We start from the raw sequence: 26,276 nt of genomic DNA on the forward strand, positions 1-26,276 counted from the left end.
GTGCTCTTTACGAAGGAGATATCATGAGTCTGGATACATGGATGTTGTTTCTGCTGGCCTATCTGCTGGCAACCCTGACCCCGGGGCCCAATGTGCTGCTGGTGGTAAAAAACGGCCTGCAGCTCGGCTGGCGTCCGGCCCTGCTCACCATAGGCGCGAATCTGTTCTGTCAGGGCATTCTCATCTTTCTGGTTGCCATGGGTGTAGGGGCCCTGCTGCAGACCTTGCCGCCCCTGTTCCTCGCCCTCAAGCTGGCGGGCGGTGGCTACTTGATCTATCTCGGCTACAAGTCGCTGCGGGCGACCGGCTCGGGGAGTCAGGAGGCGCAACGGGTTGGCGTCAGTCCTCCATCACGGAGCAACGGCTCCCTGCTGCGGGAAGCCTTTCTGGTGTCGGCCAGCAACCCCAAGACCATCATCTTCCTCTGCGCGCTGCTGCCCCAGTTTCTCGATCACCAAAGCTCGCTGCCCATCCAGTTCTTCATCATGTACCTGACCATCTGTGCCATCGTCAGCCTGGTGCACCTCTGCTATGTAGCCCTGGCCAGACGCGCCGGCAACTATTTAAAGCCGGGGAGCGGCCAGCGCCTGTTCGGCCGCATCACAGGCGGGCTGTTCATCACGCTCGGCGGTGCCATCTTGCTCAGCGGTCGACCCTGAGCCGATACGGGTGCCTGTCTGGATACCATCGGTCGGGAAGTTAACGCAGCACCATGAAAAGAACCGCCTGACGGCGGTTCTTTGTTTCTCGATGACGCCAATATTCACTCCAATGGCCATGACTGCCAGTGCCTGGCGGTCACCAGCACTTCTTGTTCCAGCCAACATTTGTTCAGGGCTAAATAGTTGAGCGCCTCTGTCAATGCGGAGCCGGATACCCTCTCCCAGGCATTGCTCTGCCAGGGGATCTTGCTCTGCGATCCTGCCGACGGGAGGCTTAGGGGGCGGGCATAGTGAGGGAGATAATCGGCCAGATTGCGGGGTAGCCAGAGCGCCAAGGGCCGGCCGGTGGCCTGGGCCAATTCGGCGGCGATCTCTAGCCCCCGCTGATCCAGGTCGCCAAAGTGGGCCCAGGGGATGGCCGCAGGCAACAGAGGCATCACCCGTTTTGCCAATGCGGTGTTGCGGCCCGGTACATAGAGCAGCAGCTCACCTGGCTGTAGCGGATAATCCACGAAGGCCCCCTTGTTCTCCACCGTCACTATCTGCCGTCCCGGCCACTCAATGCCTCGCAACCCGGTCAAGGCTCGCTCTGGCAAGGCGAGCTCCCCGAGCAGGTTGATGACGGGCGCCATGTCGTGGAGTCGTCCCTCTTTATCGATCAGGCTCAGCGAGGTCAGGGTACGCAGCCGGATCGCCTCGTCAGTCAGCACCTGGCAGCCCAGTTCGGCGACTCGCGCCAACTGCGGTGGCGATAGCACGGCCTTGCAGTCACGCAGCCAGAGGCCGCTCAAGGTGGCGCCGTTGATGACTGCGGGCAATTGACAACCCAATGCCGCCAACGCGACTTCCCCCGACCAAGGTTGCGCCTCTGCTGCTTGCGCGAGCTGGGTCGTTAAAAACACCCTGCCTCGCTCGGTGAGCTGACGGCGCGCACTGCGTCCCACCGGTTGCACACCGCCGACCCGCCACAACATATCGTCCAGCTCCCGCCCCGCGACACTGTTGAGCAGGATCCCCTGCCCCACCGCCAGTGCCAGCAACTTCTCGCTCAAGGCGCGGATCTCCGCTCGCTCGAACAACCCCATCGACACCCTCCGCCTGCCTCAACTGACCTGGTATTGCCCGTGCTGCCGGCTCAGATCCAGCGCGCCCCGCCGGACACCCGCACAGCACTGCCGGGTTCGGCCGGGATCTCGGCATGCAGCCGCGACGGCATGCCCATGTCTTCCCCCTGCACTATGTCGATGGCACCGCCGTGGGGCCAGTGCAGATCGCGCAGGTAACCGGCGAAGGCCGCGGTTGCAGCGCCTGTGGCCGGATCCTCATAGACGCCGCCGTAGGCGAAGGCATTGCGGGTGTGAAACAGCCGATCCCCGGCCACATGCACCAACAGCATGGTCACCAGGCCCTCGCGGCGCATCAGCAGGCGCCCCTGCGCCAGCGAATAGTGCATGGCCGAGAGCGCTGCGCGATCGCTTAGCGCCAGCACCAGATGATCGGCGCCACCGTGAATGAGCGCTGGGGGGATGCGGGGATCCAGGCTGGCCGCATCATAGCCAAACAGCGCCAGGGCTTCGCGCATCAAATCCGCTGGCGCCGGTTTGCTGTGGGTCGGCGGGGATTGCAACGCCGCCTGCCACTGCCCCTGCTCATCCTGCCAGCCCGAGACCCGGATCTTGGTCTGGTTGAGACAGAGTGCATGATCCCCTGCCCCGAAGCGGCGCGCCAGCGCCACCCCGAGGGCGATGGTGGCATGGCCGCAAAACGGCACCTCCGCCTCGGGAGAGAAGTAGCGCACCCGCCATTGCCGTCCGCAGGCCTCTTGCCCCTCACCGTGCAGCGGGGCGGCGAAGGCCGTCTCCGAGAATCCAACCTCTGCGGCGATCCGCTGCATCTCCTCCGCCGTCGGCAGTTGGGCCCCGATCCAGACGCCGGCGGGATTACCCCCCCGGGATCCGTCGGAAAAGGCGGCGATCCGCACCAACTCAGTGACCAGCTCCGTCATGACAACTCCTTGGCTTCTTGCTTCACGAAAAGTGGCTTTCACAAGCTCATCCCTGCGGTCCCTTCCCGGGCGCCCGCATCAGAGGCCCAGCTTACCCATAAAATTATCGTCCGCACAGGTGCCGCTTGAGCGCCGCGGATCCGGGTACTGACAACTAGAGTTGGGAAGACGTGTCTGTATATGAGCCCGCAGTGGAGTGCCATATGTATTCATACACCCTTACGTTCAGGGAAGAGGTCGACAAGTTGACGGCTCCCGAGCACGAGATCTTGCTGCAAAGCCCGGCCCAGGCCGGGGATTTCGTCATCCTCTCCGACGGCAGCCGCCACCAGGTGATGTTCGTCACCCATCGTGCCCACTACAGCAGCCTCTATCTCGACAAGGGGATCCGGGTGCCCCAGAGCTGAGCCCACAAGTTCACGGACTCCCTCTGAATGGCACAGATTAATCGGCCCTCCTGTGCGACACCTGTTACAGGTGCTAACGTGAGACAGGCTCTCGCCCCCAGGATATTGCCGCAAACACAGGCTGTTGCTCATGGCAGTCAAGGCTGCGATGAACCGGAAAGACTCACACTTTGAGGGATTAACTATGCCTAGAACTGCTGCTTTGCTCGTGACCCTGACCCTGCTTGGCATGGCGCCGGCTCACGCCATCAACGCAAAATATGCCCAGCAGCTGGAACGCTCCGGCTGCACTCAGGTGACCGAGGCCCAGGGCTGCGATATTCACAAGACCAAGGAGGAGAATGCCAAGGCGGGATTCGGTGCTGCCGTCCCGGCCACGGACGGCGGTCTAAACATGAGCTACGCACAGAAGCTGGAGCGCTCCGGCTGCACCCAGGTGAGCGAGCTCAGCGGCTGCGACATCAACAAGACCCAGGCCGAGAACGCGGCCGCCGGATTTGGTGATGCCCCGGTGGCCACCAGCGCCAGCCCCTACACCGGCAACTGGGTCGCCACCTTCCCCGAGACGGGCGCCACCGTGGCCACCATTCGCATCGATGGCAAGGATCAGGTGTGGGTCAACGACAAGCAGGTCAAGGCCAAGAAATCCGACGGGGCCCTGGTGTTCAAGGAAGGCATGGTCATCTATCGCATACAGGGGGATCGTCGCCTCAAGGGGGAAGATGGCTGGGTCGACAACGATGCGGGCACCAAGGGACCGATCACCGCCAAATAAACAACATCACGGGAATGTGAAGGGGAGCCTGGGCTCCCCTTCTTGCTTGATCACTTGCCAATGGCTTTCCCAGCCCCCGGTGAGCGGCAACCCTGCACTTCCTCTTGCTATTCACTTACCCCTTTTTCGGATAGTCGAGCACGGCCGTCACCGGCGTTTGCGATACAGCGGCCGACCAGGAGGGAGCATCAAAGGTGAAGCGGGCGACGGCGCAGGTCGGCATCCGGGTGATCTTGCCGGAAAAACAGTGGGCAAGATCGGTGAACTCGGGATCGTGACCAACGAGCATCACGCACCTCAGATCGTCCTCAAGCTCATCCATCACCGCAAGCAGGGTCCCGACATCGCTGCCGTAGAGGCGCTCGTCGATGACAATCCCGTTCGCCGGGTAGCCCAGCTCATGGGCGACAAGCCGTGCCGTCGACAAGGCCCGACAGGCGGGGCTCGACAGGATAAGGTCGGGCAACCCTACCGTGTGCGCCAGACGTCTGCCCATCAGGGGGGCGTCACGCAGACCGCGTTCGGCGAGCGGCCGCGCCCTGTCAGGCAGTGCCTCATCTTGCCAGCTCGACTTGCCGTGACGCATCAGGATCAGCGTTCTCTTCATGACTCCTCCCGCAGCGACCGCCCATCGGTCCGCCAGTGACGGCCAGGGTTTGCATGCCTGTCACGTCGCCATGTCAATCATAGCGAAGCCACATTGCGCGGGAGTCTCGGACAAGCTGAGCACTGAGTTCGGGTGACCAGGCTCTCGACGTGTGGGCACTGACAGTGCGAGCAACAGGTGGCAGCGGTTAGCCATCACGATCTGCACCAGGCCTCGACGCAGAAGTAATAGGTGGTGAAGGAGTGCCCAGAGAGTGTCGTCTTCTTCACCCTGGTGGCGCGCCTGGCGAGGGCTTTGTATGGGGGACGCGTGTCCAGCAGATGAAAGATGATCTCTTGATGGCCCATGCTGCGCGCCCAGCCCATCATCTCGTGGAAGATGGCGAGCCCACTGCCCCAACCCGCCCTGGCGATCACGATGGCAATCTCGACCCCCTCCTCATCGGGCTGGAGGCCGCACCACCCCACCAGGACACCATCGATGAGGACGGCGCGCACGCGGCAACCGGGCAGCCCGTCTATTCGTCGCTTCTCATCCATCCAGGCGCGCACTCTGGCGGTATCAAAGGGAGGGTGGTCAATCAGGTGCTTTCGCAGCGTCTCGTCGTTGAGCAGGGGCAGAAGATCCTCTGCGCGCACCTCGTGCAAGGGTATGATTTTCATAGGCTTATCATGCTTTCCCAACAGTGAGGGGCTCCTGATAGGGGGACCCGTCCTTGTGTCTGGCGACCCAAGCGCCATCGGCGCCCTGCACCAGGGCCAGATCGTCGTCAGGGTATTGGACTGTGTCCCCCGCCAGCCGGTCGCCCACTTCGAGATAGACGGCGTCCACCTCACCGTAGTTGAGCAACTGGTGGGCCAGGCCGTTGCCGCCCTTGAAGCCAATGCACTCCCCCGGCGACATCGGGTACTCATCCTCTCCATAGCGCAGCGTGGGCGTCCCCGAGATCACATAGACAAACTCATCCTGCTTGCTGTGGTGATGCTTGAGCGCCGAGATGGCCCCCGGCGCCAGGGTCGTCAGGTTCACCCCGAAATTCGCAAGACCGAAGTGCTCCCCCAGTTTGCTCCTGGTACGGTGTTTGACTAGAGAGGCAAAAGGCTCCGGATAGAGGGACTTTGCCGTACTCTCCAGGATCTGTGTGGCTTGAATGGGCGTGCGGTGCGTCATCTCAACAACCTCTGTATGGGCGCCCTGGCAAGGGGCAGCAAGAGATCAGCCGGGTGCCTGCCTGAAGGCAGTCATGCAATCACACAGATACGGCTGAAGGCTGGAGGCTGTCAACGCCGAGATGCGAAGAGCGGGGTCTTGCCGTTGCCAGCGGTGTGATGGGCGGAGCTTATGGCGCCCCGCTGCAGCCCCTACAATACCTCGACCTTGACCTTGATGAGGCCGGAGCGGGTGTTACCTATGGTGCTGAACGCAGATCTTGAGAGATCGATCACTCGCCCCCTCGGGAAGTTGCCCCTGTCATTGACCCGTACCACCACGCTCTTGCCGTTGGCGATATTGGTCACCCTCACCATGGCGCCGAAGGGCAGCGTCATGTGGGCGGCGGTGTTGGCGCTCTTCTGGTAAGGCTCGCCGCTGGCGGTGCGCTTGTTGTGGTAGCGATCGGCATAGTAGGAAGCCAGCCCCGTCTGGGTATAACCGCGCCAGTTGCCCGCACTGCCCGCATCAGGCTGGCTGCTGCAGGCCGCGAGCAGCAGGCACAGGGAGGCCAGCAGCCCTTTTTGTAGATTCCACGTCATGTTTTATTCCCTCGATGCGATGTCGGGTCGACGTGCCATGGCAGCCCCCTCTTCATCACCAGTCTGGATCCCGCGAACAGGAGCCTACTCTCTCATATTTCCCATAGAAAACGGGAGGCCCAAGCCTCCCGTTTGTGTGTCCACCCGTCAGCCCCTGTCAGGGGAAGAGATCAGGCGATCAGCTTGTCATCGGCGAAACCGAAGCCCCGCAGCCCCACCACGTGCACGTGCTCGTGCTTGCCCTGCACCTTGCGGATGAGCTTGTAGGTGGTGCCCTTCTCCGGGCTGATGTTCTCCGGCGCCGCGATAAGCAGCTGCATGTCCTGCCGCTCGCACAGCTCGAACAGGGTGGCGATGGACTTGCCATCCAGACGGGCCGCTTCGTCCAGGAACAGCAGGCGGCAGGGGGCGATGTCCTTGCCGCGCAGGCGGCGGGACTCCTCCTCCCAGCTGATCAGCACCATCAAGAGGATGGCCTGACCGGTACCGATCGCCTCGCCGGTGGAGAGGGCCCCGCTCTCGGCACGCAGCCAGCCATCGGCACCACGCTGCACCTCTATCTCCAGCTCCAGGTAGTTGCGATAGTCCAGCAGCACATCACCCATCACCTGATAGTTGCGCTCCCCCTGCTCTATCTGCGGGTTCAGGCGCTGGAACAGCTTGGCCATCGCCTCGGAGAAGCTGAGCTCCTTGTCGGCGAACAGATCGTTGTGCATGGCGCTCTGATCCGCGAGCGCGGTCAAGAGACGGGTGTGGGCCTCGCGGATGTTGACGTTGAGGCGCACCCCGCGCACCAGGCCGAAGGCGATGTTCTGCAGGCCCTGGTTGAGCACCCGGATGCGGTTCTGCTCGCGGCGGATGATGTTGGTGATCTTGGCAGCCACCTCGTGGGAAGAGAGCGACAGGTGATTTTCCCGCTGCTTGAGCTCGTCGGCGAGGCGCGCCAGCTCGATCTCCATCTCCTCGATGGCCTCCACCGGATCATCCGAGCGGATGATGTCGTTGCGGATGCGATCCTTGAGGTAACGGTAAACCTGCACGTAGAAGGCGACCTTCTGCTCGGTGCTGCGGTTGCCCTCGGAGAGACGCAGCGCATCGCGCAGGGCTTCGTCGTGAGCCACGGCAACCCGCAGGGCACCGAGGGCCTTGTCCGACATGGAGCGCAGCTCGTCGCTGTCGAGGTACGCCAGCTCGCGCTTGTTGAGGCGCTTCTCGACGTCGGTCTCCCGCGCCAGTCGCACCACTCGCGACCAGCTCGCCTTGTGACCCACCAGGAATTTACGGGCGCTGTAGTAGTCCTTGCCCTCCAGCTTGAGACGACCACCGAGGGATTCGATCTCTCGCTTGGTTACCTGCAGTTGGGCCTCGGCGCTGGTGCGACGGGAACGGGTGCGGATCAGCAGCTCCTCGATCTCTTTCTTGTGGGCGCGGGACTTCTCTTCCATGTCGTCCGACAGGGTGAGCCCCATGGCCGCCAGCTCCTGCTCGAACTCGGTCAGGGTCTGGCGCTTGGCCGATGCGCTGGAATCGAGCGCGGTGCGCAGCTGCAACGCCTCGGTGTGGCGCTGGGCTATCTGCTTGTGCTGTTCACCGGCGGTGCGGGCCGCCAGCTCGGCCGCTTTCAGCTTCTCTTTGAGCCGCTCGCTCATCTCGGAGGCTTTGCCGAGCAAGTCTTGCGCATCCTGATAGGCAAAGTGCGGCAGGCGGGCCACCAGCTGATCGAGGGCGTAGCAACGGCGCTTCTGCTCGGCCAGCAGGTCGCTCACCTCATCATACGCCGCCTGCAGAGCCGCGAGATCCTGCGGATCCTGGCGCAGCACCTGCACCAGGGTCTCGAGCTTCTCCAGCGCCTTGCCGTGCCTGGCGATAAAGGCTTCGGCTGTTTTAAGCGCCTCCACGTCGGCGTGAGCCGCCTCGAGACGGGCGGCCAAGTCGGCCTCCGCAAACAGATGGGCAAAGGGCAGCATCCCCTGCACCAGCTGGATATGGCGGGTCAGCTGGGCTGCGGCCGCTTTGGCCTCGGCCAGCTGCTTGTCGCACTCGGTCATGGCCCCTTGCAACTTGCGCAGCTCAGCCTGCTTGGCTTCCACTTCGGCCTCGGGATCCGGGCGGAAGGCGATGTCCAGATGCTGGCCGATAAAGTCGCGAAAATGCCCGTAGAGGCGGTGGTACTTCTGCTGCTCGAAGGCAGCCTTGGCGTAGCCCTCGATGAGGCCCTCGCGCTCGAGGTCGAGCTGCTCGATACGTTTTTCCCGGGCGGCGCGGCCAAACAGCGGCAACTCGGGGTAGCGGGAGAAACGCACCTGACGCTTGCTGGTGCGTACCAGCACGGCGTCGCCGAGCTCGTCAGCCTCGACCAGATCTTCGTCAAAGGAGTCGGGGTTGCCCTGGATGAGGTAGATATCCTCCGGGCAATCGTCCAGTTTTTTCAGCCGCTCGATGGCGCCCTCAAGATCGAGCACCACCAGGGCGCTGCGGGCCGGGCCGTACAGCGCGGAGTAGTAAGGGGCATCGTCGATGGAGATGTCGTCATAGACATCGGAGAGCAGCACCCCCCCCACCTGCTCGGCGATGCGGGCCAGGCGCGGATCCGCCTCGCCAGCCCCCAGCTGCAGGTTGCGAATTTGCAGCTCCAACGCCTGTTTCTGCGCCGCGATGCGGTTGCTCTCTTGCTCGAACTCGCGCTCCTTGTCGAGCACGCTCTGCATGCCGGAAGAAAGTTCTTCGGCGGTGGCGAGCGGCAGGCCGCTCTGCTCGCGCAGTTGCTCGAGCTTCTCGAAGGATTTCAGCCAGCGCGGGGCCAGCCTGGTGAGCTCCGCGATATCGCGGCCCAGCTGGGCGCCCTGATGTTCGAGGCTGGCGCGGCGCTGATTCACCTCCGCCTGCTGATCACTCAGCTCTTCCTGACGGGAGCGCTGGGCTTCGAGGAAGATCTCCAGCTCGTCTTGGCTGGCGATCAGCTGACCGGATGCCTGCTGCAGCTCGTCGCGCAACTTGAAGAGATTCTTCTGGCTTTCGCTCTCTTTCTCGAGGCGAGCCAGGGCGGCGCGCAGCCCCTGTCCCTGCGCGATGCGGGCCTTGTCTTCGATGTGACGCTTGAGCAGCGCCTGCGCCGTGGGCCAGGCGGCCTCGCGCACTGTCTCGGGGGCAATGCTGAGCAGCAGCGCCAGTGCCGCCTCGTGCTCGGCCACCGCCGCCTTGGCCAGCGCCAGCTGTTGCTCGGCCCCCAGCACTCGGCTGGTGAGGCTCTGCTCGGCGCTGCGGAACTGATGCAGGGTGTCGCTCGCCTGTTCGGCACTCAGCCCCGGCAGCTCGCACTGCTCGCGGGCAGCATCGAGGGCCTGCACCGCCTGACGGTACTGAATGGCGCGGGTCTGCTGAATGTCCAGCGCCTGCTGGTAGTCGGCGAGCTGGGTCTTGAGGCTGTCTACCTCGGCCTGGGCCAGCTCTTTGCGCTCTTCCACCTCCAGCAGCTGACAATGGATCTCTTCAACGATCGCCTGCTGTTGTTCGAGTTTGTCGACCAGCTCCGCCAGATCGGCGCGGTACAGGGCGATCTTCTTTTGCAGGGCCACGGCCGCCATCACCTTGGCCAGGTGCTCGGCGGCGGACTCCAGCTCGTCGGTCAGCAATTTCTCGCGGTTGGTGAGCTGATCCACCTCGTCCGCCAGATAGATGGCGCGCTGCTTCTCCTCGGCCAGCAGGCGGCGCTTGCCCGCAAGCTCGGACCGGGCCTTGAGGGCCAGCTCGGAGAGACGGTTCTTCTCGGCGGCCCCCCGCACATACTCCGCCGCCACGTAGTGGGTGGTCTCGGTGATGAGGTTCTTGAACAGATCCCGTTGACCCTGCGTCTCCTTGATGGCTTCCAGGGTGCGGCGGTTCTCGTAGATGGCCGCCTCCATGTCCTGGAACGCCTTGCGCACGCCGGAGTTCTCCGGCAGCAGGTATTCCCGCAGGGAACGGCTGATGGAGGAGGAGATGCCGCCGTAGAGGGAGGCCTCGATCAGGCGATAGAACTTGCCGCGATCTTTTTGATCACGAAGCTTCTTCGGGGTGATGCCGAACTCGAACATGAAGTTGTGATAGTCGGTCACCGTATTGAATTTGGCGACTTTCAGCGCCCCCAGCTCGGCGGCCGCCCCTTTCAGATCGGTAAAGGCGCGTACCCGCCCCTTGCCACCGTCAAGCTTCTCCAGCAGCAGATCGGTGGGTTGCAGGTTTTCTGGCACGTCCACCAGGGCGAAGGGGGTGATATTGACCTTGTTGTCCCGGTTGGCCACCTGCTCCAGGTGCACGCCGACCCAGATCCGCTGCTCGCGGCTGTTCATCACTTCCAACAGGGAATAGCAGTGACCGCGCTGCAGCTTGCCGTAGAGCCCCTTGTCGCGGGACGCACTGCTGGAGCCCGCCTCAGTGGTGTTACGGAAGTGGAGCAGGGACTGATCCGGGATCAGGGCCGCGATGAAAGCTGCCATGGTGGTGGACTTGCCCGCGCCGTTGCCGCCGGACAGGGTGGTGACCAGCTGGTCGAGATCGAAGGTCCGGGCGAAGAAGCCGTTCCAATTGACCATGGTCAGGGATTTGAATTTGCCTCTCACGCCGCACTCTCCATCAAACCGGCAGACGCCATCGGTGCCAGAACATTAACGTTGCAGATCATCTTCCACCTCCAGCTCCAGTTGCTCTTCATCCAAATCCCCCTCGATGTCGTCAAACAGCGAATCGCTGCTCGGCATCTCGTCGTCGTGGAAGATGGCCTCCCCTTCCTGGATCATCCGCAGCTGGACGGCGCGGGGATCCTCGTCGGAACGCACATCGGCGGCGAAGCGAAACACGGATTCGTTGACCCGGAATTTGTCGCTATTGCCAAGGGCGGTGATCATCCCGAGGCGCTTGAGGCGGCGCATGGAGGTGCGGATCTTCTCCAGCAGCTTCTTCTTGTCCAGATCGGTGCCGCCGGAGCGGCTGTTGACCATGCGCAGCAGTTGCTTCTCGTCGGCGAGGCCGAGTACCTCCTCCTGCAACTCGCCCATGGTGAAGACTCCTTCCGAGGCGAGCCGGTCCGGGCTCAAATAGAGGTAACAGAGCACCTTGCCCACCAGCATATCGAGCTCGGAGAGCACTGTGGTGCCGATGTCGGCGCTGGGGCGCGGGCGCAGATAGAAGAAGCCCTCAGGCGCCTTGATGAGTTCGACCTGATAGCGGCCGTAGAAGATCTCCAGCTCGCCATGAAACTCCACCAGCGCCGAATGCTGTTCGAAATCGTCGGCACTGATATGGCGCCCCGAGCGCAGGGCGGTGTCGATGCGCGGAAACAAGGGGTTGGCGATGGCCTCTGCGAGCCGCAGCGGCAAGGGAAACTCAGAATTGATCAATGACATAGGCCTGAACCTTGGATCCAGCTTGGTTAATGGGTTTCCATGCGGGTTGGCGGTGGTGCTCGCGCTCACCGCTGGCATGGCCGAGGCGCACGGCCTGGTCTATCAGCAGACGCGCCACGTCGAAGTGGGTGTGGGCCGGGAAATCGAGCAGGTATTCGCGCAGCACGTCGGCGAGATCCAGCTGCTGCCCCTGCTCGGGATAGCGGGCCAGATAGCGTTCGATGCGCTCTGCCAGCGCCTGATTGATATCCACCATCTCCATGAACTCCATCTCGAGGGGCACCTCGCCGGTCACCTCCTCGTCGTGGATGGCGATGGTTTCGTCCCGCAGCTCCAGGAGGCGCGGCTCCTCGGCCACCCGCAGCAAGAAGTTGTGCTGCTCGAAGTTGCGAATGGATTCGCGCAGCCGCTGGCTGAAGGCACGATTCTTGTCCATGTCGATGGCGTTGCGGATGAACTTGTGGACATGCCTGTCATAGCGGGACCAGAGCTCGATGCACTGCTGGCCCCAGGAGGTGATGACGTCCAGACGCCCCTGCAGGGCATGGGTCAGCTCCTCGACATGGAACAGATCGTCGCGCCCTTGCGCCGCTTCCTGAATGTTGAGCAGCCCCGCCTGCAGGCGGTGACCGGCGGCATCCAGGGTGTCTTGCAGCTCGCGCAGGGTCTGGCCCGTCTCGCGCAGCAGCTTCTCGCAACTGTGGATGGCGTCGACCCAGTTCTGGGTCAGCAGGGCCGCTATTTCGTTCTTGACCTGATTCTGCTGCTCGTCCATGGCGCGCTGGGTGAGATCGATGCGCCCCAGGGTCTCTTCCAGAGAGAAGGAGAGGCGCGGCAGCACCTCGGCATCCCACTGTTCGCGGGTGTTGGTCTCAAGCGCCGCCTTGCGGGCGGTGTCGAGCTCGGCGGCAAGGTGTTCGAGCAAAATGGAGAGCTTGATGGAGTCCACCTGACGACTCTCCAGAAAGAAGTCGACGATGCTCATGCCAAGGCGCGACAGGCGATAGAGGCTCTCTCCCGCCACCATGTCGGTGGTGAAGCGCGACAGCAGTTGCTGGCGGATGAGATCGTTGATGGCGTTGTTGGCGCGACCGGAGAGGGTCTCGTCCATCTGGCCGAAGGCGTTGCTCACGTAACCGAAGGCGTCGTGCAGCGCGGCTTCCGACAGATCCGATTCATCCTCGGAGAGTGTCTTGATCGCGATCAGAAAGGCCAGCCTGTCGGTGGGGAGGTTCAGGGACAACCCCTCCTGTCTGACCCATCCCACCGTCTCTGGCAGGGTACGGGATGTACTCATCATGACGTTATCATCTCGTTGTTATAACCGACGGGTCACTCGCCCGCCGTGGTGATATAGGCCGGGGTCGGTGGCACCCCGACGGCTCGATCCCGCATCACATTCACGCCGGTTCGTCTCAACCGGCTGGTTTCTGGGCCATCACATGGATGTAGCGCCCAAGGGACACAAAGGGTTCCTGACGGCAATAGTGCTGCTCCATGACCAGCAGATCCTCGAACTTTTCGACCTGATCCTGCTTGTGGCGCATGTAGTCGTGAATGACCCGCACCCCCGTCTTGCCGATGATCTTGAGGCCCCCCCGTCCTATCCAGTCGTAGACCTGTTCCGGCAACTGGGGGTTGGTGGGCGTAAGCGCGGTCTGGCGCTTCTTGTTCAGCCCCTGGCGCACATAGTCAAAATTGCCCACTACCAGGCTCTGGAACAAGAGGCCGTGACGGTTGTAAAAAAGCAGCGACAGTATGCCCCCTGCCTTGACGAAAGGGAACAGACCGAGCAGGGTCTGACGGGGCTCGACGAGCCACTCCAGCACCGCGTGACAGAGCACCAGATCGAAGGTGCCGGTCACATGTTGCTTGAGATCCTGGATGGGGCAATGGATGAGACGAATTCTGTCTTCCAGCCCCTTTTCGGCGATCTGCTCCCGGGCCAGATCCAGCATTTCTGCCGACAGATCGCACAGCTCCACCTGGTGGCCCATGGCCGCCAGCTTCTGGGCGAAATAGCCAAAGCCGCCGCCGGCATCCAAAATGCGCAGCGGCCGGTTGCCAAGACGCGTCAGGCAGGCCTCGATGTCGCTCCACACCACGGCGGTGCGGATGCGCCCCTTGGTGGAGTCGTAAATGTTGCGGGCGAACTTGTCGGTGCGCCCGTCAAAACTCTGATCTTGCTTCAAGACATACTCATCTTCGGCCGCCCTGCTGTGGGGGTGTTAGGGAGAAACCACACAGGATTGGGCCACAGGAAAAAAGAGGGGTATTCTGTCACATCCCGGATCCGCTGAAAACTCAAGGACGGGGAGTTTCATTCTCTATATGGGGTTGGAGTAGGTCGATGGTTCGTGCACTGTCCAGCTGGCGGCGCGGCTTGATGATATTCGACCAGATGAACCAGCCCATCTGAACCGCTATCCACATCAACGTAGCGGCCAGCACCCAGTCATTGAGCGAGTACCCGGCCAGCGTCATGCCGGACGCCACCACTGGCGGCGCGCCCTTTGCCACCCCCGCGGCAGCCGCAGCCGTCGCGAGATCTTCTTCTTTCGCCATGCATCGCCCCTCTAGAAACGACAAAGCCCGTACGAGGCGGGCCAGAAATGAAAACGGCCAGGGTCACGGGGACTCTGGCCATCTTTGGGAGATGCTAACGCGCTACAGCAAAACATTCAACAGATGCTGGAGGGACCTCAATTGTTGCTATAGCAGAAACGAATAATCCAGGGGGACACCGAACTAGCAACTACAGCAGCAGAGACGGATCCAGCTCCTTCCACTGCACAAGCTCTGTTGGTTTAAAACCAACAGTAGTTGCTCTCTGTTCTAAGTCATAGCTCAGCAACATACTCACCTTTTTCCCTCCCTTCTCGAGGACATAGTGATCTGTACCACCTTTCTCGCGATTTATAAGCCTGTAAGGTGGGAGGGTGTTTGTAGGTACACCAAACTTGGCTCTTACATCGGAGCGCAACATAACACTCCATAGAGGAGAAGGTACCTCATTAGGGAATACATACTTATCATCCCCCTCTCTAATCAGCTCAAGATCGACCTCGATGAGTTTTCTCGACACTCGGTCAAATGTCAAAAATACCCCTTCCTTTGCCATGTTCAGCGTAATATACGGACTACCTGAATCCCCTTTTGGCTTCGTCTTATAGGGTATCATCTCGGCTTCGAGCATGGCCTCATATGTGAGCCCAAGGCCATTGATTAAAGCTTTAGCATCCACCGTCATTTGTACCACCCTTGTTCTTTATTCACTTGGTGCATTTCCTGCCTTGCCCGCTCGATTTCAGCATTGTCATACCCTTCATCCAGCAAACACTTCTTAACCATATCAAAGTTGCTGTCTACGGCCTTTTTTAAGTCCTTTGAGTCTTTTTCAATCTGCAAAGAGGTATTCCTTCCACCATAGGTTTCACTACATTTCTGGTGAACCGAGGCAGGAATTATTAAGGCTGCAACATCCTTCTTAAGCCCTCCTATTTCTGAGGATGTTAACCCCGGAAAGGTCTCAAGCAAATAGCGTTCAATCGCCGCTGCTGATGGCATGTGATCAGCATGAGTGCCTGCTCTTGGTCTCCCCTGAAATCCTCTGTAGGTATCGACTTCCAGTAATTTCACCGGCGGCTTGCTGAAAACCAGATATAACGGTGGAACCCCTGATGATGCAGGGAAGGTGATGATGCAATCTTCCAGGTCATCCCCGCTTGCCGGGAATGTCTCGAGCTCAGCATCTGGAGCCTCAGGGATGGGACGAACTAAAATGTTCGACACATCCATGCCATCCCGCTCCGGATAGTAACTACTGGCATCAGGCACTTCGCCACTGCTATCAGGGTACCAAGTTAGAGTGGGACCACCGGGAACCACTGCTACAACGGCACTGCCTTCTTGCCGGGCCTGCACGATAGGCACTGAATCCATGCCAGATGCTGCGCTGGTGTGGATCCCATACACTTGCATCCGCCCCTGTTCATCCTCAATGAATCTGAAACGGACCCGCGTGGCAGCCCGGCTCATGGCCTGCAACTGCGCATCCGTGTAGAGCGTTCCATCCCCTAAGTCTGATGGCCAAAATGCCATCAGAAACGCCCCAGAAGCGGCCCCACTAGAACGCAGAGCCCAGGCCCCTAATTCACTTGGCAAGGCGCCAGATATTCTCCCAAGTGCAATTTCTGTTGTTGCACTTGCGGTTGTGGCTCCAGACATCAGCATCTCCTCACTTGGCTTTAGATGGCATTGGAGCCAGTACCACGGCTCTACCGAACATCGCGAGAGGCTCTGCACTTGTAGCCGCCTCAATGGTTGTCGGCGGCACCGAGCTAGATTTCGCGAAAATGAACGGAGTGACTTTCTCAATTACGGGAGGTATGAAATTTGAATCGACCTTCTCGAACTGATCGCCAACTATCACAGTTCCCGAACCGATGATCACTCCACCACAGTCAACAGAGCCACCTGTGATGGCCAGGGGCTTACCGTTAACGAATACCGTTGATGAACCTGACGCTATCTTGCGGGGGTGTGGGGGATGGTTTGGCTTGTCATGTGGAGCCAACGGGTCTCCGACCCTGGCGGCAGGGATGCCATCGATGAAAACGTCGGGAGAACCGGCAATGATAGGCGTGGGGTGAAATCCATCGTGGTCGGTTCCTATATTCCCGACCTTGGCTGCATGCTTAGACATAATACGACTCAACTGATGCGACTACATGGTGGCATGCTGAGCTGTTCGAAGCATACCGAGGTTGCCCAAAAATGAAAAAGGCCAGGATCATTTTGACCCCCGGCCATTCTGAGCAGAAGTAGCAAGGATTCAACCGGCAATTTCACCAGTTGTTTTTTGATAGTGATTGTGAAGTCGGCGCGATAACACTGCTTCTCTGGAGAGCTGACGGTGTTCGAGTCCAAAGTTAAGGTGTCGAGATCATTCAGGCGCTGGATCTGATAAAGTGCCCCAGCGCCTGATGCCAGCTATCGCATGTAATAAGGAATTGATGGGAGAACACTGTGTTTGAATTGAACTTGTTTGTGATCAAGAAGTGGCTGGGCCAGCTGCTGATGCCGCTGCCCTTCTCCCTATCCTTATTGTTGCTGGCGCTCGCGCTACTCTGGTTCACCCGCTTTCAGAAAACCGGCAAACTGCTGGCCACCTTCTCGTTGCTCCTCATTACCCTGATGGGGATGAGGCCCGTCAGCTATGAACTGGCGCGAAGCCTGGAGCAGACCTATCCGCCCTTCGAGGTGAGCCTGCATCCCCATATCGACGCCATCGTGGTGCTCGGCAACGGCCATGTCAGCGATCCGGCAGTGCCTGAACGCGCCTGGCAGAACAACATCTCCCTGACCCGCACCCTGGAAGGGGTGCGCCTGGCCCAGGCCTACCCGCAAGCGGAGCTGGTCTTCTCGGGCTATGTGTCGGGGGATCCCCTCTCCAACGCCGAGGTCAATGCCCGCATGGCGGCAGGCCTCGGCATCCCCCGCTCCCGAATGACGTTGTTTGAAAACAACAAAGACACCCACGACGAGGCAGTCAGCATCAGCGCCCACCTCAAGGGCAAGCGGGTGGCGCTGGTAAGCTCGGCCACCCACCTGCCCCGGGCCATGGTGCTCTATCGCGGTCAGGGACTCGATGCGGTGCCGGCCCCCACCGACTATACCGCCAAGCAGAGTCAGGAGCCGCAACCCCTCTACAGCTACCTGCCCAAGGGGCGCTACCTGATGTATTCCGAGGCTGCCATTCACGAATGGATTGGGGTATGGTGGGCCCGTTTGCGGGGGCAGGTTAACGAATGAGCGATCGGTTCTTGCATTCCTGATTTGGATCAGGAAAGCGAAAAAAAATTACGTCATTTGCCGCCGGGTCAGCTATCTTGGGCTCGGTTCAATTCATATAATGTTGCGCAATCAAATGCCTAGGAGATTGAGAAGATGAGACAGCACCTGGTAATGGGTAACTGGAAACTGAACGGCACCAAAGCTTCTGTCGAAGCTCTGATCAAAGGACTGACCCCGGCTGCTGCCGCTCATCCTTCCGTGCAAGTCGCCGTCTGCCCGCCGGTTATCTTTTTGGGTCTGGTTGAACAGCTGACCGCTGGCAGCAAGATTGCTTACGGTGCCCAGAACGCCGACGTTCACGAGTCCGGCGCCTTCACCGGCGAGAACGCCCCCTCCATGCTCAAAGCTTTCGGTTGCACCTACTCCCTGGTCGGCCACAGCGAGCGTCGCACCCTGCACGCAGAGACCGACGACGTGGTGGCTGCCAAGTACGAAGCCATCCAGAAAGCTGGCCTGGTACCGGTTCTGTGCATCGGTGAGACCCTGGAGCAGTTCGAAGCCGGTGTGACCAAGAACGTGGTTGAGACCCAGCTCAAAGCCGTCATCGACCGTTGCGGCATCGCCTCCTTCGCCAACGCCGTAGTGGCTTACGAGCCGGTATGGGCCATCGGCACCGGCAAGACCGCTACCCCGGAAATCGCTCAGTCCGTGCATGCTCACATCCGTCAGTACCTGGCCGGTTTCGACGGCGCCGTGGCTGCCAAGGTACAGATCCTGTACGGTGGTTCCGTCACTGGCGCGACCGCTGCCGACCTGTTCGGTCAGCCGGACATCGACGGTGGCCTGGTGGGTGGTGCGTCCCTGAAAGTGGACGACTTCTCCCAGATCATCGCTGGCGCCGCCCAGTAAGATGCAGAGAGGGGCCTGGCCCCTCTCTTGATATCGCTTTCCTATGGACCCTTCTGCCATAGGAAAGCCGATATAGTAAAAACGGCTGGCCGTATTTTTCAGATATTGATATTCGACAACTCAGATCCAGAGGCACTCATGACCAAACAAATCAAACGTATTGGTGTTTTGACCAGTGGTGGTGACGCACCGGGTATGAACGCAGCCATTCGCGCCGTGGTGCGCGCCGGTCTGCATCATGGCCTGGAAGTCTACGGCATCTATGATGGCTACCTCGGTCTGCATCAGGACAGGATCGTCAAGCTCGAGCGCCACAGCGTCTCCGACGTGGTCAACCGCGGCGGTACCTTCCTGGGCTCCGCCCGTTTCCCCGCCTTCAAAGACCCGAAAGTGCGTGCCGAGGCGATCGAGAACCTTAAAAAACACGGCATCGATGCCCTGGTGGTGATCGGTGGTGACGGCTCCTACATGGGTGCCAAGAAGCTGACCGAAGAGGGTTTCCCCTGCATCGGTCTGCCGGGCACCATCGACAACGACATCGCCGGTACCGACTTCACCATCGGCTTTGACACCGCGCTGAACGTGGTCGTCGACGCCATCGACCGTCTGCGTGACACCTGCAGCTCCCACCACCGCATCTCCGTGGTCGAGATCATGGGCCGCCACTGTGGCGATCTGGCCATGTCCGCCGCCGTTGCCGGTGGCGCCGAGTACGTGATCGTGCCGGAAGTGGCTTTTGACAAAGAGAAGCTGCTGCAACAGATCAAGGAAGGCGAAGCCAAAGGCAAGAAGCACGCCATCATCACCATCTGTGAGCACGTCACCGACGTCAATGCCCTGGCCAAGGACATCGAAGCCATGACTGGCCGCGAAACCCGCGCCACCATACTGGGTCACATCCAGCGTGGCGGCTCGCCGACCGCCCGCGATCGCATCATGTCCAGCCGCATGGGTGCCTTTGCCGTCGAGCAGCTGCTGGCCGGTCAGGGTGGCCGCTGCGTCGGGATCCAGGGCAACGAGATGGTGCACCACGACATCATCGACTGCATCGAGAACCTCAAGCGCCCGTTCGATCAGGAGCTGTACGATCTCTCCACCACCCTGTTCTAAGCCATCGCGCTTCAGACAGGTTGTTGTAACAAAAACCCTCCATCGGAGGGTTTTTTTATGCCTGCATCAGTGCCCCGGCAAACACAGGCAACCGCCCTCCCCGACCTGTAACGAGCCAGCTTGCTCAGTTGTGCTTCTGCCTGATAGACGGCGATACAGGCGTTCTCTTTCGTGTCGCCGCGCTCTACTGAGGTTTCCCCCTCTCCAGCAGACTCTGCCCCCTCGCCCTGCTCCTCTGACAGGGGCCCCTTGCCTGGGTGTCAGTCTCTGCATACTTACCTCTGGGCATCTGTGAATGAAAGCCCACCTCTCCCACCATGATGCCCATTCAAAAAGAGCGGCTCGGCGGGCGGGGCAGCGGGGCTTTTCCCTGCCGAATGCCTGATGTTTTACCCTGTTTTCCCCGGTGAATTGAAATTATGCCGGGAGGTGATGGCGATAAAGCACCGTCATTACTGGGTTTACCCCATGGCGGGCAGATAAAAATGATGGGATAAGGGAAATGGCGCTACCAGCCAGCCAACCCATCATTGGCGACACTTTCAGGCGCATCACCCTGCCATTTATCGCCACAAAAGTTGATGATCATCAAAATGGCCTCGTACAAACCCCATCAGAAAACGCAAACAAAAAACCATAAGTGACTGTATATAAACAACATAGTGATAAATATCATATGCTAAAAATCCACCACCTCATGAATGGGTGATAAAACACCCACAAAATTACAAAAACACAGCACTACGACACCAGCGACTTAATTTTGCCACATAAATACATTTTTCATTGTTATCCCCTGTCATTGTGGTATCTTGGTCTCATCATCAGTCAGCCAAGGGAGACAAAATAATGAAAGAGTTCGTTGTTACCGCCGTTTTTACCGTGTTTTTCACTCTGGTTGCCGTCTCTCTGCCCTCGCTGGCACAGCTCTAAGGCGGTTAATCGGTCAGGCAGCTGCTTGGCCTGCGTCTTGATAGCGCCACCAGGCCGCAAAAACACCCGCAAAGGTGGTTTTTTGAAGCCTTGCGCAGGAACAGGATGCCAGTCAGGAGTTATTGGCCATCTGTGAGCATTTAACGACCTGAACGTCATGATCGCCGTTCTTGCAAGGGGAGCCTCAGTGCTCCCCTTGCCGCATCTGTCTCTGCGGGATTTACTCTTGCCCCCCTGCCCGTCACAATGTCCGCTGGATTTGCCATGCAGGAATCACCATGACTCAGGATGCTCTGCGCCACTGGCGCCGTGACCTTCACCGTCTCCCCGAAGCCGCCTGGTGTGAATTTCGCACTAGTGCCCTCATCGCCCACCATCTCTGTGAACTCGGTTTTTCCGTCATGCTGGGGGACAAGCTGCTGGCCAGCAACCTCATCATGGGACGGGAGATAGACGTCGCAGCCCAGAAGGAGCGTGCCCTGCGTCAGGGGGCTCACCCCGACTGGCTGGCCCGCATCGACGAGATCACCGGGGTGATGGGCGTCTGGGACAGCGGCCGCCCCGGCCCTACCCTGGGCTTTCGCTTCGACATCGATGCGGTAGAAGTGGAAGAGAGCCGGGAGCCGGCACACCAACCCTGCCAGGAGGGTTGGCACTCCGCCAACCCGGGCTGGATGCACGCCTGCGCCCACGATGGCCACACCGCCATCGGGCTGGTGCTGGCCGAGCGGATCGCCGCCCTGGCCGATGGTCTGAACGGTCGCATCAAGCTGTTCTTCCAGCCTGCCGAGGAAGGATGCCGCGGCGGCAAGGCGCTGGCGGCGGGCGGTCAGCTCGATGACGTGGATGCCCTGCTGGCGCTTCACATCGGCATTCACGCCAACAGCGGCGAACTGGTGATCAACCCCACCGAGTTTCTCTGTTCAACAAAATTTGACGTGGAATTTATGGGGCGCGCCGCTCACGCGGGGCTCGAGCCCAACGCCGGCAGCAATGCCCTGGCGGCGGCCTGCATGGCCACCACCGCCATGCTCGGCATTGCCCGCCACCGGGACGGCATGACCCGCATCAACATTGGCCAGCTCAATGGGGGCAGCGGTCGCAACGTGATCCCGGGTCACGCCCGACTGCAGGGAGAGACCCGTGGCGCGACCCCGGCCCTCAACGACTACATGTTCGGCCAGGTGCAGCAGATAGTGGAAGGGGCCGCCATGATGCAGGGGGCCAGCTACCTCATTCGCAAGCAGGGGGAAGCCATCGGCATAGAGAACAGCCCGGCCCTGCTCGAGGAGATAGTGCCGCTGGCCGAGGCGCTCAAGCTTGAGACCATCCACACCCGCCGCTTCGGCGCCAGCGAGGACGCCGGTTTTCTCATCGAGCGGGTGCAGCAACACGGCGGTGAGGCCGCCTACCTCATTCTGGGGGCCAATCTGGCGGCGCCTCACCACCATCCGGAGTTCGACTTCGACGAGGCCGTGCTGGCTCCCGGCGTCGCGCTGCTCGAGGCCTGGCTGCTCAGCCGCCTCGGCAGTTGAGTACGCCACCGATGAAAAAGGCAGCCCGAGGGCTGCCTTTCTTGTCTTTGCGAAGTCGCCTGGCGCCGGGCTCAGCGTCCCAGCACTATGTCAGAGAGGTGGGCGAAGTGATGGATCTCATGGGTCGCCTCGCAGGGCCCCTGCTGGCGGGCAGGGTTGTACCAGCAGGTCGCCAGCCCCTGGGCGGCGGCACCGGCGATGTCGGTCTTGGGGTTGTCCCCTACCATCAGCACCCGCGCCGGGCTCGGCTGTCCCATCAGATCCAGGGCGTGCTGGAAGATGGCGGCGGCCGGCTTGGTCACCTGCACCTCGTCGGAGATAACGAGGGGCTCAAACCACTCGTTCCAGCCCAGCTTGTCGAGACGACCGCGCTGGGGCAGGCTGAAACCATTGGTGATGATCCCCATCCTGACCCGGCTCTTCAGGGCCAGCAGGGTCTCCTCCACCCCCTCCAGCGGCACGCTCAAGGCGATGATCTGCTGCAGGAAGGTGTCATTCATCGCCATGGGCGCCACGTTCACCTGCTCGGCAAACATCGAAAAACGGGTCTGCTGCAGTTGGGTGGCGTCTATCTCACCTGAGTTGTATTGCTGCCACAGCCTGTGGTTCAGCTCGTGATAGGCCGCCATCCTGGGGGGCGTCGGCGTCACGCCATAGATCTGCAGGGTGCGTTCCAGTGCCTGGGCGACCGGGAAATCGAGCAGGGTCTCGTCCAGATCGAACAGCACCCAGTCATAGCTTGCTTGTTTCACGCTTGTCCTTATTGGTTGTTCTTGGCCATTCATGTGGCGGGCTCGGCCATCCCGAGCGGGCTGGCGAGCAGGGTCAGCGACAGCCTGACACCAAACCCGGTCACTTCGCTGCTGACCACGCCGTTGCCCCCCTTGTTGCGAAAACCGCTCAAGTCGAGGTGCAACCAGGGTGTCTGCCCGGGCACGAAGCGGCTGAGGAAGCGGGCCGCATCGATGTGATCCGGCGAGCTACCCGGCGCGCACTGTAACAGATCGGCCCACTCGCTATCGAGGTTGTCATCGAAATCCTCGTCCAGCGGGAAGGGCCAGATCCGTTCACCGCTCTGCTGCCCCAGGCGTATCAGCTCGGGAAGCCAGTCGGGGCGATTGGTGAAGGCGCCGCTGTAGCGGCTGCCGAGTGCCCGCTTGCAGGCACCGGTCAGGGTTGCGTAGTCGATCAGCAGATCGGGCTCCCCTTGGGCCGCGAGCGCCAGGGCATCCGCCAGCACCATGCGCCCCTCGGCGTCCGTGTCCACCACCTCTATGGTGGTGCCATTGAGGGCGGTCACCACCTCCCCCGGTCGATAGGCTTTGGGGCCTATGTGGTTCTCGGCGATGGCGAGCCAGCAGTGTACCTCAACGGGCAACCTGGCCCGGCTGATGGCATGCAGGGTTCCGAGCGCCACCGCGCTGCCCCCCATGTCCAGGTGCATGCCATACATGCTGCCACCCACTTTCAGGTTATAGCCCCCGGAGTCGTGGCAGATCCCCTTGCCCACCAGCGCGATGCGGCGCACCGGATTGGCCGGGCAATAGCTGAGCCTGACGATGGCAGCTTGGTTGTCCTCCGAGCCCCTGGCCACCGCCAGGAAGGCGCCGGCACCGAGCTTGGCGAGGGCCGCCTCGTCGAACTCCTGCCACTGCCAACCCTCCTGTTGCGCCAGCTGCCGCGCGAAGGCACGGTAACTGCCGGCATTGAGTTCTGAGGCGGGCAGGACGGCCAGGTGACGGGCCAGCCCGTTGCCCTGCGCCTCGGCCTCGATGCGGGCCAGGTCCAGGACGCAGGGGGGAGACAGGGTCAGGCTCTGATAGCCGATGGGCGCCTCGTCAGCGCGCTTCTGGGTGGGCAGCGGCACATCGGCTGCCAGCAGGGTGGCGAGCACCAGCTCGGCCAGCAGCGCCCGGGGCGCCTCATCGAAGCCCTCTAGGTGCAGCGCCAGCTGCGCCACCTTGAGACCCGCGAGGGGGGCTGTCCAGGTGCGGATCTGCTTGTAGAGCCGGTGATCCACAACGGGCGCCGGGTCCACGAAGAGCACCAGTTGCAGACCCAGGCCATCCGCCAGCCGGTAAGGGGCCGGCAGACCCAGGGCTATCTGGGACGCCACTCCGGCGAAGGCAGGCTGCGCCAGCAGGGCATCGCGCCCGGTCTCGGCTACCAGCAGCAGTTTGACGGGAATGTCGCTCGCCATCACCTCGTTCAGGGTGGTGGTCTGCATGGTTATCTTGGGAGGAAGGTAGTTGAAAGCGTGCATCACAGGGAGAGGCCTCATCCATGAACAGAAGCCAGAATGATACCGAACAAATGGGACAAAGGATCGCCACCACATAAATTAATGTGCTGGATCAGGGTGATACACGAGGGAGTCGAGATGGATATAAAGAGAGGATAGATGACAAGTTGGTTGCGGGGGCCGGATTTGAACCGACGACCTTCGGGTTATGAGCCCGACGAGCTACCGAGCTGCTCCACCCCGCGTCCGAATTGTGTGTCCGTTGCCGGACCTTGCCCGCAAGTTGCCGAGCAGTAGCAGCTTGCGTCTTCGTCTCATCGCTGCGGTGCAAGACCCTGCCATGAGAACAAATAGTTGGTTGCGGGGCCAGATTTGAACTGACGACCTTCGGGTTATGAGCCCGACGAGCTACCGAGCTGCTCCACCCCGCGTCCGAATTGTGTGTCCGTTGCCGGACCTTCCCGCAAGTTGCCGAGCAGTAGCAGCTTGCGTCTTCGTCTCATCGCTGCGGTACAAAACCTAGCCATGAAAACAAATTGTTGGTTGCGGGGGCCAGATTTGAACTGACGACCTTCGGGTTATGAGCCCGACGAGCTACCGAGCTGCTCCACCCCGCGTCCGAATTGTACTGCCTTCATCACCGCGCACTACCGAGCAGAAGTAGTGTGCTGTCTTTACGTTCACCGCTTGGCATCAGCCTTGCCATGAACACAAATAGTTGGTTGCGGGGGCCAGATTTGAACTGACGACCTTCGGGTTATGAGCCCGACGAGCTACCGAGCTGCTCCACCCCGCGTCCGAATTGTACTGCCTTTATCACCGCGCACTACCGAGCAGAAGTAGTGTGCTGTCTTTACGTTCACCGCTTGGCATCAGCCTTGCCATGAGCACAAATAGTTGGTTGCGGGGGCCAGATTTGAACTGACGACCTTCGGGTTATGAGCCCGACGAGCTACCGAGCTGCTCCACCCCGCGTCCGTATTTTTCCGAAGTGGCCGAGCAGTAGCCAGTTCGAATCGTCTTCATCAGCTATCAACCGAAGGTTGTCGTCGATGTCGACACTCAGATGGTTGCGGGGGCCGGATTTGAACCGACGACCTTCGGGTTATGAGCCCGACGAGCTACCGAGCTGCTCCACCCCGCGTCTGAGGTCGCCAATAATAGGCTCCAACGCTGAGATTGCAAGTAATTATCCTAAAAAAAGTTTACCAGGGGATTAAACCATCACATGTTGTGTTCTTTTGCAACAAACCGTAGTTTTTTCAGTCAACTAGGTGCCGACCTTGCCACTCAAGGCCCTCGCCTGCCAGGCTGCGCTACCGGCTCCGGCGTGCCACATACCCCTCTCTATGTATGAAAAAGCCCGCATCTATACAGACGCGGGCTTACTCCCTGGCTTGCCACTGTGCGACTCAGGCCAGCTGGTGCAGCACGCTGATCGCCGCTATCTGGGCGATGATGAGACCGCACAGGGTCACGGACAACACCACGGGGGCCGTCTCCTGCTGCCGGTAGAGAGGGCTGAACCAGAGCAGCAGGGCGGCAATGAGCAAGCCCGCCTGGGTCAGCACCCCGGGGATCAGGGCATCGAGCCCGGCGCCATTGTCCTGCCCGCTCACCAGCACCGCCAGCCAGATCAGGCTCAGCATGGCGGCCAACAGCCCCGCCAGCGGCAGCAGCAGGTTGAATGCCTGCAGGCGGTGGCGGGCACGCAGCAGCATCAGGTGGGCAAAGGCCGAGCCCAGCAGCACCATCTGCAGCACACCATTCAGCCAGCCCTGGATCTGCAGCAGACCCAGGCCATAGAGAGCGAGCGGCATGGCGGGCAACCACAGCAGGGTGGCGGGAATGGCACGCTTGCCCTCGAGGCGGGACTGGGCCAGGGAGAGCACTATCCCCAGGATCAGGGCGGCGCCCCCACACCAGGGAAGCCAGCCGGTCACCCCGGCTTCAATTCCCAGCATCAGGGAGAGGCCGGTGATCACCCAGATGGAGAAGAGCTGGTTGGTGATCCGCGAGCGCTGGCCCGGGCAGAGATCCCCGCGCCACAAGACGATCCCGAGCGCGATCAAGGCCCCCAGGGCCATCAGGCCGGTCAGGGAAAAGAGCCAAAAAGGAAGTTGGACGAACATAGGGTCTCCGGCAGCAAACAGAGGACAGGAC

Annotated in this window: 24 protein-coding genes and 6 tRNA genes; 7 read left to right on the top strand and 23 right to left on the bottom strand. The window is 60.9% G+C overall.

Translation table 11 applies throughout. From position 1 onward, the window contains the following. Positions 1-23: 23 nt before the first annotated feature. Positions 24-659, top strand: coding sequence for a LysE family translocator (locus KW824_RS00715; protein ID WP_005326056.1), 636 nt, complete (start codon positions 24-26; stop codon positions 657-659). Between the two features lie 104 nt (positions 660-763). Here the strand turns inward: KW824_RS00715 and KW824_RS00720 are convergent, their stop codons facing one another. Both KW824_RS00720 and KW824_RS00725 read right to left on the bottom strand, forming a co-directional pair. Further along, positions 764-1,747, bottom strand: a complete 984-nt coding sequence (locus tag KW824_RS00720; RefSeq protein WP_218408585.1) for a Wadjet anti-phage system protein JetD domain-containing protein — start codon at positions 1,745-1,747, stop codon at positions 764-766. Between the two features lie 50 nt (positions 1,748-1,797). After that, positions 1,798-2,667, bottom strand: a complete 870-nt coding sequence (locus KW824_RS00725; RefSeq protein ID WP_218408586.1) for a PhzF family phenazine biosynthesis protein — start codon at positions 2,665-2,667, stop codon at positions 1,798-1,800. 203 nt (positions 2,668-2,870) lie between these two features. Here KW824_RS00725 and KW824_RS00730 point away from each other — a divergent pair, with 203 nt between their 5' ends. Together KW824_RS00730 and KW824_RS00735 are read left to right on the top strand one after the other, a co-directional pair. After that, positions 2,871-3,074, top strand: coding sequence for a hypothetical protein (locus tag KW824_RS00730; RefSeq protein WP_005326065.1), 204 nt, complete (start codon positions 2,871-2,873; stop codon positions 3,072-3,074). Positions 3,075-3,258: 184 nt separating this feature from the next. Further along, a complete protein-coding gene (locus tag KW824_RS00735; RefSeq protein ID WP_218408587.1) occupies positions 3,259-3,849 on the top strand; it encodes a hypothetical protein in 591 nt (196 codons plus the stop codon). A gap of 115 nt (positions 3,850-3,964) precedes the next feature. On the opposite strand, the gene KW824_RS00740 is transcribed toward KW824_RS00735, so the two are convergent. From KW824_RS00740 to KW824_RS00795, 12 genes are all read right to left on the bottom strand, one after another. Then, a complete protein-coding gene (locus KW824_RS00740) occupies positions 3,965-4,456 on the bottom strand; it encodes a histidine phosphatase family protein (protein ID WP_218408588.1) in 492 nt (163 codons plus the stop codon). 194 nt (positions 4,457-4,650) lie between these two features. Further along, positions 4,651-5,118 carry a GNAT family N-acetyltransferase gene (locus tag KW824_RS00745; protein WP_218408589.1) on the bottom strand — a complete coding sequence of 156 codons (468 nt, stop codon included), beginning with the start codon at positions 5,116-5,118 and terminating at the stop codon, positions 4,651-4,653. 7 nt (positions 5,119-5,125) lie between these two features. Continuing rightward, on the bottom strand, positions 5,126-5,626 hold the full coding sequence (locus KW824_RS00750) for a cupin domain-containing protein (protein WP_218408590.1): 501 nt from the start codon (positions 5,624-5,626) through the stop codon (positions 5,126-5,128). A gap of 191 nt (positions 5,627-5,817) precedes the next feature. Continuing rightward, positions 5,818-6,207 (bottom strand): septal ring lytic transglycosylase RlpA family protein, encoded by a 390-nt coding sequence (locus tag KW824_RS00755; RefSeq protein ID WP_201035091.1) that lies wholly within the window; start codon positions 6,205-6,207, stop codon positions 5,818-5,820. A gap of 170 nt (positions 6,208-6,377) precedes the next feature. After that, the gene (gene mukB / locus KW824_RS00760; protein WP_218408591.1) at positions 6,378-10,805 is read right to left on the bottom strand and encodes a chromosome partition protein MukB; all 4,428 of its coding nucleotides are present in this window, start codon (positions 10,803-10,805) and stop codon (positions 6,378-6,380) included. 45 nt (positions 10,806-10,850) lie between these two features. Continuing rightward, entirely contained in the window at positions 10,851-11,588 is a 738-nt protein-coding gene (gene mukE, locus KW824_RS00765) for a chromosome partition protein MukE (protein WP_041205837.1), read from the bottom strand. Next, positions 11,569-12,888 carry a chromosome partition protein MukF gene (mukF, locus tag KW824_RS00770; protein ID WP_218408592.1) on the bottom strand — a complete coding sequence of 440 codons (1,320 nt, stop codon included), beginning with the start codon at positions 12,886-12,888 and terminating at the stop codon, positions 11,569-11,571. Before mukF ends, mukE begins: the two co-directional genes overlap by 20 nt. Before the next feature lie 115 nt (positions 12,889-13,003). Then, positions 13,004-13,780 carry a tRNA uridine 5-oxyacetic acid(34) methyltransferase CmoM gene (gene cmoM, locus KW824_RS00775; RefSeq protein WP_218408593.1) on the bottom strand — a complete coding sequence of 259 codons (777 nt, stop codon included), beginning with the start codon at positions 13,778-13,780 and terminating at the stop codon, positions 13,004-13,006. Positions 13,781-13,892: 112 nt separating this feature from the next. After that, the gene (locus KW824_RS00780; protein WP_218408594.1) at positions 13,893-14,153 is read right to left on the bottom strand and encodes a hypothetical protein; all 261 of its coding nucleotides are present in this window, start codon (positions 14,151-14,153) and stop codon (positions 13,893-13,895) included. A gap of 190 nt (positions 14,154-14,343) precedes the next feature. After that, on the bottom strand, positions 14,344-14,838 hold the full coding sequence (locus tag KW824_RS00785) for a DUF6392 family protein (RefSeq protein WP_218408595.1): 495 nt from the start codon (positions 14,836-14,838) through the stop codon (positions 14,344-14,346). Further along, entirely contained in the window at positions 14,835-15,815 is a 981-nt protein-coding gene (locus tag KW824_RS00790) for an S-type pyocin domain-containing protein (protein ID WP_218408596.1), read from the bottom strand. The genes KW824_RS00785 and KW824_RS00790 overlap by 4 nt, the downstream gene beginning before the upstream one ends. 10 nt (positions 15,816-15,825) lie before the next feature. After that, positions 15,826-16,293: a type VI secretion system PAAR protein gene (locus KW824_RS00795; protein ID WP_218408597.1), complete on the bottom strand. Its 468-nt coding sequence runs from the start codon at positions 16,291-16,293 to the stop codon at positions 15,826-15,828. 338 nt (positions 16,294-16,631) lie between these two features. Between KW824_RS00795 and elyC the strand changes: the two genes are divergently transcribed. From elyC to KW824_RS00815, 4 genes are all read left to right on the top strand, one after another. Next, positions 16,632-17,402, top strand: coding sequence for an envelope biogenesis factor ElyC (gene elyC, locus KW824_RS00800; protein ID WP_218409064.1), 771 nt, complete (start codon positions 16,632-16,634; stop codon positions 17,400-17,402). A 135-nt stretch (positions 17,403-17,537) separates the two neighbouring features. After that, positions 17,538-18,293 (top strand): triose-phosphate isomerase, encoded by a 756-nt coding sequence (tpiA, locus tag KW824_RS00805; RefSeq protein WP_042650052.1) that lies wholly within the window; start codon positions 17,538-17,540, stop codon positions 18,291-18,293. A 138-nt stretch (positions 18,294-18,431) separates the two neighbouring features. Next, positions 18,432-19,403, top strand: coding sequence for a 6-phosphofructokinase (pfkA, locus tag KW824_RS00810; protein ID WP_005326082.1), 972 nt, complete (start codon positions 18,432-18,434; stop codon positions 19,401-19,403). A gap of 1,211 nt (positions 19,404-20,614) precedes the next feature. Beyond that, the gene (locus tag KW824_RS00815) at positions 20,615-21,871 is read left to right on the top strand and encodes an amidohydrolase (RefSeq protein WP_218408598.1); all 1,257 of its coding nucleotides are present in this window, start codon (positions 20,615-20,617) and stop codon (positions 21,869-21,871) included. A 71-nt stretch (positions 21,872-21,942) separates the two neighbouring features. On the opposite strand, the gene yjjG is transcribed toward KW824_RS00815, so the two are convergent. The 9 genes from yjjG to KW824_RS00860 form a co-directional block, all read right to left on the bottom strand. Then, positions 21,943-22,623, bottom strand: a complete 681-nt coding sequence (yjjG, locus tag KW824_RS00820) for a pyrimidine 5'-nucleotidase (RefSeq protein WP_218408599.1) — start codon at positions 22,621-22,623, stop codon at positions 21,943-21,945. A 29-nt stretch (positions 22,624-22,652) separates the two neighbouring features. Continuing rightward, the gene (locus KW824_RS00825) at positions 22,653-24,137 is read right to left on the bottom strand and encodes a leucyl aminopeptidase family protein (RefSeq protein WP_218408600.1); all 1,485 of its coding nucleotides are present in this window, start codon (positions 24,135-24,137) and stop codon (positions 22,653-22,655) included. A 144-nt stretch (positions 24,138-24,281) separates the two neighbouring features. Next, a tRNA-Met gene (locus KW824_RS00830) sits at positions 24,282-24,358 on the bottom strand. A gap of 110 nt (positions 24,359-24,468) precedes the next feature. Beyond that, positions 24,469-24,544, bottom strand: a tRNA-Met gene (locus KW824_RS00835). A gap of 109 nt (positions 24,545-24,653) precedes the next feature. After that, positions 24,654-24,730 (bottom strand) — tRNA-Met (locus KW824_RS00840). Between the two features lie 102 nt (positions 24,731-24,832). Next, positions 24,833-24,909: transfer RNA gene (locus tag KW824_RS00845), tRNA-Met, on the bottom strand. A gap of 102 nt (positions 24,910-25,011) precedes the next feature. Next, positions 25,012-25,088: transfer RNA gene (locus KW824_RS00850), tRNA-Met, on the bottom strand. 92 nt (positions 25,089-25,180) lie between these two features. Then, positions 25,181-25,257: transfer RNA gene (locus KW824_RS00855), tRNA-Met, on the bottom strand. A 268-nt stretch (positions 25,258-25,525) separates the two neighbouring features. Then, a complete protein-coding gene (locus KW824_RS00860) occupies positions 25,526-26,245 on the bottom strand; it encodes a hypothetical protein (RefSeq protein WP_218408601.1) in 720 nt (239 codons plus the stop codon). Positions 26,246-26,276 lie beyond the last annotated feature (31 nt).

Source organism: Aeromonas sp. sif0611, from assembly GCF_019218845.1.
GTDB lineage: Bacteria > Pseudomonadota > Gammaproteobacteria > Enterobacterales > Aeromonadaceae > Aeromonas > Aeromonas media.

Coding starts and splice junctions, on each gene's coding strand:
- KW824_RS00785 (WP_218408595.1), bottom strand. CDS start 14,838: ATGACGGTGGATGCTAAAGCTTTAATCAATGGCCTTGGGCTCACATAT.
- KW824_RS00745 (WP_218408589.1), bottom strand. CDS start 5,118: ATGAAAATCATACCCTTGCACGAGGTGCGCGCAGAGGATCTTCTGCCC.
- KW824_RS00735 (WP_218408587.1), top strand. CDS start 3,259: ATGCCTAGAACTGCTGCTTTGCTCGTGACCCTGACCCTGCTTGGCATG.
- KW824_RS00780 (WP_218408594.1), bottom strand. CDS start 14,153: ATGGCGAAAGAAGAAGATCTCGCGACGGCTGCGGCTGCCGCGGGGGTG.
- KW824_RS00715 (WP_005326056.1), top strand. CDS start 24: ATGAGTCTGGATACATGGATGTTGTTTCTGCTGGCCTATCTGCTGGCA.
- pfkA (WP_005326082.1), top strand. CDS start 18,432: ATGACCAAACAAATCAAACGTATTGGTGTTTTGACCAGTGGTGGTGAC.
- mukF (WP_218408592.1), bottom strand. CDS start 12,888: ATGATGAGTACATCCCGTACCCTGCCAGAGACGGTGGGATGGGTCAGA.
- KW824_RS00795 (WP_218408597.1), bottom strand. CDS start 16,293: ATGTCTAAGCATGCAGCCAAGGTCGGGAATATAGGAACCGACCACGAT.
- KW824_RS00815 (WP_218408598.1), top strand. CDS start 20,615: ATGACTCAGGATGCTCTGCGCCACTGGCGCCGTGACCTTCACCGTCTC.
- KW824_RS00740 (WP_218408588.1), bottom strand. CDS start 4,456: ATGAAGAGAACGCTGATCCTGATGCGTCACGGCAAGTCGAGCTGGCAA.
- tpiA (WP_042650052.1), top strand. CDS start 17,538: ATGAGACAGCACCTGGTAATGGGTAACTGGAAACTGAACGGCACCAAA.
- KW824_RS00725 (WP_218408586.1), bottom strand. CDS start 2,667: ATGACGGAGCTGGTCACTGAGTTGGTGCGGATCGCCGCCTTTTCCGAC.
- KW824_RS00720 (WP_218408585.1), bottom strand. CDS start 1,747: ATGGGGTTGTTCGAGCGAGCGGAGATCCGCGCCTTGAGCGAGAAGTTG.
- KW824_RS00750 (WP_218408590.1), bottom strand. CDS start 5,626: ATGACGCACCGCACGCCCATTCAAGCCACACAGATCCTGGAGAGTACG.
- mukE (WP_041205837.1), bottom strand. CDS start 11,588: ATGTCATTGATCAATTCTGAGTTTCCCTTGCCGCTGCGGCTCGCAGAG.
- KW824_RS00860 (WP_218408601.1), bottom strand. CDS start 26,245: ATGTTCGTCCAACTTCCTTTTTGGCTCTTTTCCCTGACCGGCCTGATG.
- KW824_RS00755 (WP_201035091.1), bottom strand. CDS start 6,207: ATGACGTGGAATCTACAAAAAGGGCTGCTGGCCTCCCTGTGCCTGCTG.
- KW824_RS00730 (WP_005326065.1), top strand. CDS start 2,871: ATGTATTCATACACCCTTACGTTCAGGGAAGAGGTCGACAAGTTGACG.
- KW824_RS00790 (WP_218408596.1), bottom strand. CDS start 15,815: ATGTCTGGAGCCACAACCGCAAGTGCAACAACAGAAATTGCACTTGGG.